The organism is Falsiroseomonas sp. E2-1-a20 (assembly GCF_051433195.1).
GTDB lineage: Bacteria > Pseudomonadota > Alphaproteobacteria > Acetobacterales > Acetobacteraceae > Falsiroseomonas.
The window spans coordinates 1-12,629 of record NZ_JBHMFT010000072.1 but is presented as its reverse complement, the minus strand read 5'-3'; the positions used below and the strand labels follow the sequence as shown (position 1 = coordinate 12,629).

General features: G+C 66.5%; 8 protein-coding genes and 2 pseudogenes. 7 read left to right on the top strand and 3 right to left on the bottom strand.

All coding sequences use genetic code 11. From position 1 onward, the window contains the following. The 6 genes from ACFHPP_RS29170 to ACFHPP_RS29145 form a co-directional block, all read left to right on the top strand. Positions 1-294: integrase core domain-containing protein (locus ACFHPP_RS29170; protein ID WP_437166742.1), on the top strand; the 294-nt coding region annotated here is incomplete at its 5' end. A gap of 144 nt (positions 295-438) precedes the next feature. After that, the gene (locus ACFHPP_RS29165; protein WP_437166741.1) at positions 439-630 is read left to right on the top strand and encodes a hypothetical protein; all 192 of its coding nucleotides are present in this window, start codon (positions 439-441) and stop codon (positions 628-630) included. A gap of 201 nt (positions 631-831) precedes the next feature. Continuing rightward, on the top strand, positions 832-1,146 hold the full coding sequence (locus ACFHPP_RS29160; protein WP_437166740.1) for a hypothetical protein: 315 nt from the start codon (positions 832-834) through the stop codon (positions 1,144-1,146). Positions 1,147-1,702: 556 nt separating this feature from the next. Further along, positions 1,703-1,831, top strand: a complete 129-nt coding sequence (locus ACFHPP_RS29155) for a hypothetical protein (RefSeq protein ID WP_437166739.1) — start codon at positions 1,703-1,705, stop codon at positions 1,829-1,831. A 553-nt stretch (positions 1,832-2,384) separates the two neighbouring features. Then, positions 2,385-4,694 (top strand): hypothetical protein, encoded by a 2,310-nt coding sequence (locus tag ACFHPP_RS29150; protein ID WP_437166738.1) that lies wholly within the window; start codon positions 2,385-2,387, stop codon positions 4,692-4,694. A gap of 1,191 nt (positions 4,695-5,885) precedes the next feature. Next, the gene (locus ACFHPP_RS29145) at positions 5,886-6,482 is read left to right on the top strand and encodes a hypothetical protein (protein ID WP_437166737.1); all 597 of its coding nucleotides are present in this window, start codon (positions 5,886-5,888) and stop codon (positions 6,480-6,482) included. Between the two features lie 156 nt (positions 6,483-6,638). Here ACFHPP_RS29145 and ACFHPP_RS29140 read toward each other — a convergent pair whose 3' ends face one another. Next, positions 6,639-9,617 carry a calcium-binding protein gene (locus tag ACFHPP_RS29140; RefSeq protein ID WP_437166736.1) on the bottom strand — a complete coding sequence of 993 codons (2,979 nt, stop codon included), beginning with the start codon at positions 9,615-9,617 and terminating at the stop codon, positions 6,639-6,641. 116 nt (positions 9,618-9,733) lie between these two features. Then, positions 9,734-9,985 (bottom strand): annotated as a pseudogene (locus ACFHPP_RS29135) (ATP-binding domain-containing protein); the annotation flags it as partial. Between the two features lie 65 nt (positions 9,986-10,050). On the opposite strand from ACFHPP_RS29135, the pseudogene ACFHPP_RS29130 reads away from it, so the two are divergent. Continuing rightward, a pseudogene (locus tag ACFHPP_RS29130) lies at positions 10,051-11,672 on the top strand (ISL3 family transposase). 51 nt (positions 11,673-11,723) lie between these two features. Here ACFHPP_RS29130 and ACFHPP_RS29125 read toward each other — a convergent pair. Further along, a partial coding sequence (locus ACFHPP_RS29125; RefSeq protein WP_437166735.1) for an ATP-dependent DNA helicase occupies positions 11,724-12,629 on the bottom strand: 906 nt, incomplete at its 5' end.

Here is a 12,629-nt window from a genome sequence, read left to right as displayed (position 1 = left end):
CTAGCCGTCGAGGACATCGACCACACGCGGACACGGACGAAGAGCCCGCAGACGAATGGTATCTGCGAGCGTTTCCACAAAACGCTGCTGGACGAGTTCTACCGCGTGGCCTTCCGCAAGAAGGTCTACCGCTCCATCGAGGAACTACAGGCCGACCTCGACGAATGGATGAGGTACTACAACGAGGCGCGCACTCATCAGGGTCGCTGGTGCTTCGGCAAGACGCCAATGCAGACCTTCCTGGACAGCCGCCCCCTCGCGCGCGAAAAACAGCAGATCGGCGAGGCCGCGTGACCCGCGGCGCCTGACAGCTTCGACTTGGCGGACACCCGCCACGCCAAGTCGGCAACCGTCAGATCAAGTACAGACTTTTACAACTGACGCGCACCCCCCTGCCGCAGGCCAACGCCTACGCCATGATCCAGCGCCGCGCCGCCCGTGAGCGGGCTCGGCACCAGGATCGGCAACCACACCTTCCGCGCCACCGGCATCACCGCTTACTTGAGGAACGGCGGCACGCTCGAGAAAGCTGCCGCCATGGCGAACCACGCCAGCACCCGCACCACCCAGCTCTACGACCGGCGGCGTGACGAGATCAGCCTCGACGAAGTGGAATGGATCAGGGTTTGATCACCTCACTGACGATGTCCTGGCATTGGTCAGGATCGGCTTCCGCCTGACACCTTCGTTGCCGTCAGCCACGGCCACCATCAACAACCTTCTGCAGGCCGTTGTCGCCGTATGCGAGAAGTGAACTCTCATCCGCACACCAGCTGGATGCGCTGACGGCGCTCGAGCTGCACTGAAGCCCGGCAGACTGGAATGCGAAAAATGGCAGGCGGGATCACCCACTTGTGGGGACCGCTCACCAAAGTGCAGCCATCCCGGGTGGCGCTGCGTCATCTGCCGCCTGAGCAACAGGCACGTCGAGGACCGCTGCTCACGCTCCTGCAGCCCCCATTCTTCACCATCATCCCTGAAAGACTCACCATGCCTGTTGAGAAAAACAGCCGCAGGATCGGCCCCTGTGTCGTTGTACGCGACCTTGATGGACGACCGCACGCCATCTCGGTCACCGCCGTCGTCGCTATCTGCGCGGACGTGAACGAGGGCCCCCTCCTCGCCCTCCTCGACGGGCGCACGTGAGCCGGGCGGCAACTGGCGGTCCACGAGAGGGGCGCGGCGGGCTCTCCCCGCCGGCAGGCGAACCGGCCGAGGTTGAGGCCGCGACACGGCAGGCGCTGCTCGCGAGGGCTGCAGAATTCGAGGCGCTCGCGGCGCAACTCCGCCGCGCCGCCGCTACCCCATCGGCGGCTGACCCACCTCCTCGGTCTACCCCTTCCAGGGTTGGGACCGAGCCGGCTCGCCGCAGCCCGAGGCCGCTTCGTCCCCGAATGTCCGGGGCCGGCGCAGCCATGGCCCAGACCCCGTCTCCGACACCACGCCGGTACCCTCGCGTCTGGCACCGGCGCGGGCGTGTCGACCGGCGACGGCTGCGCTGGGTTCTTGACGCCTACTCGCGCGGCTCCATCGGGACGCTTGCGGATGCGGCGGCACGTCTCGGCGTCACCCCCGCCCGGCTCTCCCAGGTGATCGCACGCCCCGGCGCTCTGCCCCGGCACCTTGCCCGGCGCTGCCGCGCGAGAACGCGCGAGATGCGCGGGGCCAACGGGCGTGCGGCACGCGTTTCGCACGTGAGGAGGTGCTCGCGGCGCGCCGGCGGCACGCCGCAGGCGAGAACCTCACCGCCATTGCGGCCGACCTCGGCGTCGCGCCCGTCACGGTGTGGCGTGCCGTCGTGCGGAAGACCTACGCCAACATCAAGCGCTGAGGATTTTTCGCATTCCCTCGGGGCAGCGTCCGGCACCGGGGGTCTTCGCCCCGGCTCAATGCGTCCCGCCTCCCTGGGCAGCCGACCTCTCTCACTTGGCAGCCTGTCGGACGGCCGAATTTCGCACAGCCGAACGGCAGGCGGAGCGGCTTTTCGCGACGCGTTCTCCAGGGCGGGCGGTGGGGCTGGTCATGTCCGGCGCGACGGCTCCTGCGGCGGCCGCGAGGGGAGGCCCTCTTCCCAAGGTCACCGTATTTTGCAAATAGACGTGCCGTCCAGCACCATCATTTTTCGCATCGGATTCCCTTGTTGAGGTGAATTATAAGCACGGAACTTGATTACTCAAGCACACACGGCGTCATACCCGGTACACATATTTTGCCTATTGTCGAATTACTGACAGTGCGGTTCTTCCGACCGCACCAATCAGCATCGGGATGAGCTCATGATCTAAGCAACCAACACGGCCACGCCGTACGCCTCCCTTCATTATTTCCATCCCCGCAAGGGGCCGTTCGTCCGGTCACTTGGCCGCACGAGGAATTTTTGCGTCTTGGAGAACGATATGAATATAAAATCATCTGACCAGCCCGCCGCGCGCACTGTCACCCAAGATCAGCACGACCGTGACCCCGCGCGTGCCGTCGCGCTCGACATCGCCACCTCCCGGTCGACGAAGCGCTCGCCAGGGCAATCGCGGACGCAGCGCAACGCCAAGCAGATAATTCGCTCGCGGTCGAACAGCGCTGCCGCACGGCTTGGGACAAAGCTCTCGACGACGCGCGCGATTCGGCCTCTCGACATGAACAGCGCCTCGCCGGCGCACGGGAGACCACTGACCTACGCCGACCTACGAGCCGGCCTCGCGGACGAGACCACTGGCCGCAGGAACAGCGGCATGCAGGCGCTCACCGCCCTGCTCGCATGCCGAAACCGGGCCGAAGCCGGGGAGGTCAGCCTCGACCTCGCCTTTACTGCGATCGAGAACACCCGCGCTGCTGTTATGGCGCACCTGGAGCGGCGGTACGGAAACGAGCACTCCCGCGCCACGGCGATGTCCGGCTTCAGCGTCATCCTCGACGTGCACTCCCGACTGCAGATCGAGCGCGGCCTAGTCCCCGAGGTCGACCAGGCGCGTGATCCCTACTGGTTGTTCGTCCGGAAGCGGGCCGAAGAGCTGGGTCTGGACGACAAGCGGTTGGCCACGATTCACCGATGCGCGGTCGAGGAGCTCGGGGCTGTGTTTCCGACCGATAAACGCAGCCAGCGGCGGATTGCGGCCGACCTCGGCGTGAGCGTCGACGAACTCGCCTCGCACGTCTGGTCGTGGAAGCCGCGCTTTCGTCTGAACCTCCGCAATCCCGACTATGATCCAGGTGGGAAGCTCAAGGGCCTGATCGCCCTCCCCTATGCACTGCCTTGTCTGCCTCCGGCGGTCGAGGAGCGGTTCGCGCCGATCCGTGCCTGGATGCGGAGCGACACGAGTGCTGAACACGAATTCGAAGATCTCGACGGTAAGCGGTCCAAGGTTATTCGCAGCCAATCGTGGACGACATCCGCTGCGAGAGAGCGGGAACACGAGTCGGGTCTCAAGGTCGCTCGCCGTGACCGCGGGAAGCATAAAGGCCGCGGGGCAGCCATACCGGACGCTTCCCGAGAGGATGTGAGTGCCCCTGATTCCCGAAGGAACGACCTCATGGGCGGCACTGAAGAAGCCAAGGTCCGCTGGATGAGAACCATGCTCGGGTTCCTCGCGTTGCCCAAGGGCGTTAACGAGAGGATGTCTGGGCTCGGCATCGACGTAGCTGATCTTCGGCTGAGCCACCTCTTCCTCGCCGAGAACCTGATCTGCTTCCTCGAATTCCGTATTTCACGAGTGGGTCAGCTGGCCGTCAACACGATCAAGAGCGTCATCAACCTGCACCTCTCGATTTTCAGCGGCGCACGAGCCTACGGTCGGCATGCACAGCGCGAGTTGCACGACGACCTATGGGCCGTACTCGGAGACGAGACGCCCGCGACGGCCGATGCTTGGCATGAGTTCTGCGACCGCCAGGTGCGGATGCTACGCGACTACAAGCGCGACAAGACGGCGCGGCAGAGCAACGCGAAAAAGCTCGCATTGGGGCGCGATCCGCACCAGGCGCTCGCGCGCATCCTCCGACCGAAGGACCCCATGGGCACGATCCTGCTGCCGACGTTGTACGACCTGATCGCGACAGCCCCTCCCGCCAACTACCCCATCCGGCTACGCTTCGAACATGGGATCAAGGTTTTCACTTATGCGATGTACATCACCGAACCACACCGCTCACTGAATTGGCGGACCACACGTTGGCACCACAACCTGGCCCGCGTGTCCGGGGTCTGGCACCTGAAGATACCCAAAGATGAGATCAAGAATCGTGCCGGAGTGGATTACGGCTACGAGAACGAGATCGAGCCGGACATGCAACAGTATGTAGAAGCCTACTACAAGCTCTGGATGGAGATGTTCGGGTACGATCCTTTGGAAAAGACTTATCTCTCCTCCGTGGTGATCACGACGGGCCATCTGAAGGGAAACCCGTGCCTCTGCGGCAACGCGTCGACATTACGTTACAGGTTCGACTTTCTGATCGAGATGTGGGGGTTCAACCCCGGCCCTCATGCGTTCCGCCATCTCTGGGCCACCTTGTGGCTGAGGGAATACCCAGAGGATTTTCTGACCGTGGCCGGGCGTCTGCACGACTCGCCGGCTACTGTCATTGCGGTCTACCACCACCCGAACCCGGCTGATCATGGACGGCGGGTGAACGAGGTCGGGCGCCTCCGACATGCCCGCGCGCGTCAGACTTGGGCGGCGCAGAACACAGGTTCCTAACCTCTGGCTCGGCCCTGTGGCGAGTGGTCGCCACAGGGCCGACACCTAGCATTATGCTATTGATAAAGCAGCGGTTTTCCCGATTAATGATCATTGGCGAAGCACTAATGACTTTCGCTAGTTCACCAGGAAAATCCCATATATATCAGTGTATTAGCACTCAGCTTTGATCGTGGCGCCCCTGGGGGCGCGGATGATCCCATGCCAGTTTTCATTAGAACTCAGCGAAGAAACCGCTTCGCGACCCTATGCGCGCTGGCTCCGTTAATACCAAATCGCGTTGCTCCCAACCTATCGCCGGTGGGGACACCTTGATGTGGGTTCATCCCGGCCTCGGCAAAGCCGCTTTACCGCATGAGTTCTGACCACTGGGATTTGATATAATGATCGCGCGGTACATCCAGGAGCCTCGGCAAACGCGACCGTGTACTACGTGACCGTCAGCCACTCGCGCAGTTGCCCGGACCTCTTGGCAGCCCTCCTGAACGGCTTGCAAGGCAGCACGACGGACGTCACGGGCGGGCATCTCACGGCGCGTCCTCTGCCCTCGCCCAACGAGGCGATGCGGCTGCCTGGAGGCGTTGCGGGCTTCACCCATCCGATTTTGGTCTGCTCCAGCGCCGGTTGACTGGTTTTTGGCACGGTGGGGCGCGTCCGAGCTACGGCTATGGAGGTATGGGCGCTGGCATCGGTCCGGGAAACACCCGGACCAGCCTCAATCACGCAATAACGAAGTTGCGGCCGTGAGGCCCGCGGCCAGCAGCAGCATCCGCAGCAACCCCGGCGTCTTCGCCCGCCTCCGCAGCTTCGCCTTCAACATCCTCAAGGCCAACCGTCGCGGCTCGCTCTGCCAGAACCGCTTCCGTGCCGCCATTGCCGGCCTCGCCCCGCTCCTCAAGCTCCTTCGCGTTCCAGAGCGTTGGACAGCTCTGCCCCCTCCCCCAAGCGGGTACGGAAAGGAAAGGCAGCCGAGCCATGGGGCTCGGCTGCTTCGACAACCGCGCGCACCCTATGCACTCCTACTGTGACGATCACACACGCGAAATGCATCGCGACAGCGCTGTCAGCCGCTGCCTGAACCGCCTAGCCTCCGCGTCACGGATGACTGCGCCCCCCTCACCTGCCCCAGTCCGACTGCCCTGGGACATCCATCCAGCACTGACCGAGGAGCGGCTGCGGATCTGCGCGCGGATGCTCGCCAACGCCCGCCGTGACGCCCTCGCCATGGCCTCCTACGAACTCGGCGACGATCCGTGGTCGGTTGGCTGCCGCGCCTTTGCCTTCGGCCGCAACCGCCTGGCCCGGGCGGCCTCGTCAGGCTCGTTCAACTGGCTGGGCGTGCTCGACGAGTCCAACCACTTCGTCTTCCTGATCGAGGATGTCCCGGTGCGCTTCTACCGCGGCATGGCCGACGAGCCCTCGGTGCGCATGCTTCGCCGGCACGAGGAAGAGGCCAGTCAGCTCTCCCTCGCCATTGGCGAGGATGCGGCTGATGGGCTGGCCTTCCGCATCGCAGTCGAGACCGGTGTTGCCGGGCGTGTCGAGCGGGTGGTGTTCCTGGCGCTGCGCGGCGACGAGGGTGACGCCGAATGCTTCTGGCCCATCCCGCTGGAGATACCGGCGGAGGAGTATCCGGAAGGCCCCCTGCAGCTCCGCCTTCTGCCAGATGACGGATATGCGGGTCCTGATAGAAAAGACGCCGCCGCAGGAAACGTGACGCGTGACACCGCAAGGCGTGTGCGCGCGCTGCACGCTGGACGCAGCGCCGGCTCCCTTCGCGGAAGCTGATCAAAGCGCCTCGTGCGGGGAAAGCCGCCTGACCTGCAGGCTCAGCACTGAAACGCTGAATCGGGGGGCGGCTAGGGCTTGGCGCAGTATGCTTACGCCTCTGGTAATCACATGCGGGGCGACGAGGCACGGTCCGTGCCGCGCCGCCGCCGACGCTCAGGCGAACCAGAGCAGCCCGTCGTACTCGTGCGCCTGCGGGAGTGCCGCGCGTGTAACGCCGCTCCAGGTGACGGAGGCGTCCCAACTGCCGTTACCGTCGAGGTCCATGTGCAGCGTCGCGCCCTGCCAGCCAGAGGCACCGGCCTGATCCTGCCAGAGAGTTTGGCTCACGTCGGGTCGCCAGCCCCAGATCGACAAGTGCTCGCCGGCTTCCCAGTCGGTGATGGTGCCCCAAGTCGGTCCGCCGCCACGTCCGTCAATGAAGAAGGTGTCCCAACCGCTGCCACCGGAGAGGAAGTTCGATCCAGTGCCGCCATCAAGAACGTCGTCGCCCAGGCCGCTCTGCGCGGCGTCATCGCCGTCGAGCAGGTTCACGAAGTCGTTCTGCGACGTTGTGGCCACCGACTCACCGTTGGCGGTGCCGAGCAGTTGGTAGTGCAGGTACGCAACGGGGCCGGTGTACAAGTCGGGCAGCACGTAGGAGGAGGTTCCGCCAGTGCTCATCGACGCCATCTCGGACACCCCGACTGCGGCGAGAACATCAGTGAGCGGAGCCATGGTCCCGCTGCCTCCGTTGAAGCCGATGCCCTCGACATCGAGCAAGCGGTAGGATCTGGCGCCAGGTCCCCAGACATGCACGAAACCCTCAGGGTCCTGCGAGAACCGATAGGCGGCCGCCGCACCCGAAAGCAGAAGCGTATCCCAGCCGGCGCCACCGTCGATGTGGCCGTTTCCATCGCTGGGCCCAAGCAGGACGACGTCGTCGCCCGCCCCGGTCCAGACATGGTTGCCCCAGCCCTCCAGGCTGATGACATCGCGGCCGCCGCCAGCATGCACCACCGCCGACCCGTCGCCGGCAGCGACGACGTCGTCCCCGTCGCCAGTGGTGATCTGGTTGGCGTGCCCGGCCGCTGTGACGCGGTTGTTGCCGCTACCCGCCTCGATCACCGAGTTGCCCTCGGTGCCGGAGATTGCGTCGTCGCCGCTCCCGGTGATGATGCGGTTGCCGAAGCCGCGGAGCACGACGGTGTTATGGCCTCCACCAATCTCGACATTCGAGTTGCCGGCGCCGGCATCGACAATGCTGTTGCCGATGCCAAGGGTGACGGTGTTGCTCCAGCCGGAGAGCATGACGACGTGGTCGCCATTGCCGAAGGTGACGGTGGTGTTGCCATGGGGGCCGGTCAGCACGGAGCCGCCGTCGCCGGCACGCACCGTGTTGTTCCAGCCCCACACCCCGATGACATTGCGTCCGTCGCCGGCGTCGATGACGGCATTGCCCTCGCCGCCATCAATGGTGTCGTCGCCGGCCTCCGCCTCGATGCGATTGTTCCAGCCGGTTGCGATGAGGCGGTCGGCGCCGGGCGTGCCGCGCAGCACTCCGCCAGCTGTGGTGCCGCCACTGCCGCCGCCATCGCCCGCACCCCAAGCACCCGGGTTGGGCGGGAGGCCGCTGCCATAGGTCGAAATGAGCGCGGTGGCTGTCAGGTCAGCGGACGCGAGGTCGGGCACGAAGGTGATGCCGGGGAACGGCCCGGCGAGCGAGCTCGCTGGGTACGCGTCGGTCAGAACAATCGCGGCGTTCTCATCAAGATAGAGAACGGTCGTCGTGCCGATGCGCGCCACGGCCGTGAAAGCATCATAGCCGTGGATGACGAGCCGGTCGCCCTCGGACGGCTTGAAGTCAGGCAGCAGGTCGACGCCATCGCCCTGACGGTAGATGAAAAGATCGGCGCCACCGTCACCATAGATTCGATCGCCCGCAACGAGATCCGTTAGCTGCCCGTCGACGAGGCGCGCCGTTCCGGTATCCGCGCCGCCAACCAGCGTGTCGTCCTCATCGTGGCCGGCGAGGTGGTCGCTTCCGGAGCCGCCGATGAGAAGGTCGCGCCCGGCATTGCCCTCGAGGGTGTCGGCGCCGGCGCCGCCGATCAGCGTGTCATCGCCCCCCTCACCCTGCATGCCGTCATCGCCGTCACCGCCGATGATCAGGTCCTGGCCGTTGCCGCCTTCGAGGAGGTCGTTGCCGGCGCCGGCGAGGATCACGTCGTTGCCGGCCAATCCGTGAAGACGATCATTGCCGTCACCCCCGCAGAGCGTGTCGTCGCCGTCGTGCCCGTCAATCGTGTCGTGGCCGGCACCTCCCACGAGCCGGTCGTCGCCGCCATTGCCCATGAGCACGTCGTCCCCGGGCCCGCCAGCGGCTTGGTCCGGGCCTTCCGCCCCCCAGAAGCTGTCGTTCCCGTTCCCGAGGTAGGTGGTGGGCTCGGTGCAGGTGCCAGGCAGGTCATCGCCATAGTCGACTGTCGGCTCCCCGCCGGGCGGCGGGGTTTCGCCATCGCCGCTCCCGGGCGGCGTGGGATCGCCGCCACCAGTGCCGGGGGGTGTCGGCTCCGTCGGGGCCTGTGGCAGCCCGGTAACGGCTCCGGCGGGCAACTGCCCAAGCAGCTTGAGGCTGCCCTCCCGAGAGCCCTCGGATCCGACGCTCGTCAGCCGCGCGGCAAAGTTTTGGCTGGTGAGGAGGCCGACCCGCAGGTCCTGCGCCGGCTGGGAGGGATCCGACGAGTTGTGCTTAAGGGAAAACTCCGTGAAGCGGATATCATCGCTTCCGATGCCCTGCGTGCCGAACGCCAGTCCGATGTGGTAGCTGTCGGGCCCGGCTCCGTTGATGTTGACGCCGCCCCCGAGATTGTTCGCAGAGCCCGAGAAGTTCTTGGCCGTGACGTCCTGGCCGGATACAGCGAGGCCACCAAGCAAGCCGGGACTCGCCAGGTTCAAGAACAGGCCGCGCAGGTCAGCGACCTGCCCATCGCTGCTGCGAACCACAGATACGAAGAACTTGAGGAAAATCCGTCCGTCGCCATCGAGCGTCTCGCTCACCGTGACTTGGACCGTCGGGTAGAGTGCACCGACACCTGCATCGGGGTTCTGCTCCACGATAAAGGTGGCTGCCTGGAGCCCTGCGGTGCCGGTCATAATCGATCCTTAAGCGCACCGAGATGACGCGCGATCGCTCGTGTGCTCTAGACTGGGAAAAACGGGAAGTGATGAAATTTCATATGTTGTAGGTGACACTTACAGACTATCCGCTGTCAGCAGCGCCTCTGCGGCGTGTTGTGGCCCGGCTTGAGCCACTCGCGCAGCTTGGACCAGCGCCGGCGCCCGCCGCGGTTCTTGACGGCGATGGCCAGGGCGCGGCGTTGCCCGAGCAGCACCACGAGCCGCTTGCCGCGGGTCACGCCGGTGTAGAGCAGGTTGCGCGCCAGCATGGCGTAGTGCTGCGTCGTCAGCGGGATCACCACCGCCGGGTACTCCGAGCCCTGCGCCTTGTGGATCGTCGCTGCTGGTCGTCGTTTCGGTGCGGAGTGAGCACATAGGAGGAACCTCCCTCCTCCAATGAAGTGTCGTCTTGTCCAAGCGCTTGCTGCCGCTCATTCCGGCAGGGCTGCTGGTCCAGCAGGTCCTGCCGTCACCTCACCAACTGACCATCCTTGCCGTTCCACGCCAGTCCTCCGCGGCCTGTCCGGACTGCGCCACGCTGTCCCAGCGGGTGCACAGCCGGCACGATCGCACCCTCGGCGACCTGCCCTGGCAGGGCCGCCCCGTGGCCCTGCGGATCAAGGCCCGGCGGTTCCACTGCCTCAATCCGGCCTGTTCCAGGCGGACCTTCGCCGAGCGCCTCACCGGCGTGGCGGCGGTGGCGTCGAGGCGGACCGAGCGCCTGGGCGACGTGCAGCGTTGTCTCGGCCTGGCCCTCGGCGGCGAGGCCGGCGCGCGGCTCGCGCGGCGGCTGGCCATGCCGACCAGCGGTGACACGCTGCTGCGGATGGCCTGCGCCGCCAGCACGTCCCGTGAGGTGCCGCGGCCTGCGCCCCGCGTGCTGGGCGTCGACGACTGGGCCTGGCGCCGCGGGCATCGCTACGGCACGGCACTCGTCGACCTGGAGCGCAACACCGTCGTCGACCTTCTGCAGGACCGCCAGGCGGAGACGCTGGCTGCGTGGCTGCGGCAGCATCCCGGTGTCGAAGTCGCCGCACGTGACCGTGCCGGAGCCTATGCCGACGGGATCAGACAGGGTGCCCCTGCTGCCAGACAGGTTGCCGACCGCTGGCATCTGCTGCGAAACCTGGGCGATGCCGTGCAGGCCCTTGGTGATCGGCATGGTGCCGCCGCCCGGCGCGCCGCGCGGCACGTTGTCTCCGGACGGGCGGAGACCGCCGCGGCATCAACCCCTGCGCCGGCGCCTCGGCCACCGAGCCGGGCGGAACGGGCGAGCCAGGTCTCTCTCCAGCGCCGGCAGGTCCGCTACGAGGAGGCGGCCCGGCTCCATGGCAAGGGCATGTCCCTGCGCCGCATTGCCGCATTGCTCGGTGCCGAGCGCAAGACAGTACGCAGCTGGCTGCGCCTCGGCCACGCACCGCTCTGGCGGAATCCAAAGCGCGTCGGCATGCTCGACGCTCACGCGGTCTTCCTCGAGCAACGATGGGCGGAGGGGCGGAGGGATGCCAGAACGCCGCACGGCTCTGGCGCGAGTTGGTCGCGCGCGGCTTCAAGGGGCGGCCGAGCACGGTTCGCGCCTGGGCCACACGCCACCGGGCAGCGACGGGATCGGCACGCGCCGGGCTGCCACACCCGGTATGGCAACACCCCTCGCGGCGGGGTCTCGCTCGGCTGCTCATGGCCGACACCGAGACACTTGGTGAAACCGCACGCGCTTTCGTTGTGCAACTCCTCACCGAGACGCCGGATCTGGCAGCGGCTGTCGCCGCCGCCAAGAACCTTCGCCGCGTCCTGCGCCGCGAGGGTGGCGAAGGTCTCGAAGTCGCACTGGTCGCCGCCGAGCGCACGTCCCTCGCCAGCTTCGCCGCGAGCCTGCGTCGCGACGCTGACGCGGTGCAGGCCGCGCTCGAACTCCCCTGGACCACCAGCCCGGTGGAAGGCCAGATCAACCGTCTCAAGATGATCAAGCGCACCATGTACGGCCGAGCCGGCTTTGCCCTACTCCGCGCCCGCGTGCTCCACGCCGCATGATGCCGAAATGGCAGCACGGGAAGTGCGAAAGAACCAGAATTCACGCAGCAGCTACATCGTCGTCGCGTAGGCCAGCACCAGCTCGTCCAGCTCCCCGAAGCCGTAGACCACCGGCCGCCCGTCGAAGAGCACCGTCATTTCGCCCTCCTCCAGGTCGAGGCCGCTGATCACGCCGAGGTCGCCGTTGAACACCTCCCGGTCGTAGTTGTTGGCGACCTGCATCACCTTGTCGCCCGGGCAGAAGGTCCAGCCGAAGCGCTCCACCCGCAGCTCGCCCGGCGGGTTCAGCGCCTGCTGCAGCTCGAGGTTCAGCGCCCGCGCGCCGAGTCCGCCGCGGTTCATCGGGCACAGCACCTGCACGTCGCGCACCGGGTCGAGCCCGAAGCGGGCCGGGATCCGGTCGCGCACCACCGCCAGCAGGCGGCGCACCCCCTCCCCCGGCTCGGCCGCCTCCACGAAGAAGAAGTCGGAGCCATCCGTCGCCTCCAGCTCCGGCATCTGCCCATGGTTGATGCGGTGCGCGTTGACGATGACGCGGCTCCGGGCCGCCTGGCGGAACACCTCCGTCAGCCGCACCACCGGCACCGCGCCGGAGACGATGACATCGGCCAGCACCTGGCCCGGCCCGACGCTGGGCAGCTGGTCGACATCGCCCACCACCAGCAACGCCGCCTGGTCCGGCAGCGCCCGCAGCAGCGCCCGCATCAGCGCCCGCATCAGCGGCACGTCCACCATGCTGGTCTCGTCCACCACCAGCAGGTCGCAGGCGAGCGGGTGCGTCTCGTCCCGCTTGAAGCCGCCGGTCTTGGGGTCGGTCTCGAGCAGCCGGTGGATGGTCTGCCCCTCCAGCCCGGTGCTCTCCGACAGGCGCTTGGCGGCGCGACCGGTCGGCGCGCACAGCGCCACCTCGACGCCCTTGGCGGTGAGGATCTTCAGTATGGAGTTGACCAGGGTGGT

Excerpts from the sequence above, each read along its gene's own strand:
- ACFHPP_RS29140 (WP_437166736.1), bottom strand. The coding sequence starts at position 9,617 with ATGACCGGCACCGCAGGGCTCCAGGCAGCCACCTTTATCGTGGAGCAG.
- ACFHPP_RS29160 (WP_437166740.1), top strand. The coding sequence starts at position 832 with ATGGCAGGCGGGATCACCCACTTGTGGGGACCGCTCACCAAAGTGCAG.
- ACFHPP_RS29145 (WP_437166737.1), top strand. The coding sequence starts at position 5,886 with ATGCTCGCCAACGCCCGCCGTGACGCCCTCGCCATGGCCTCCTACGAA.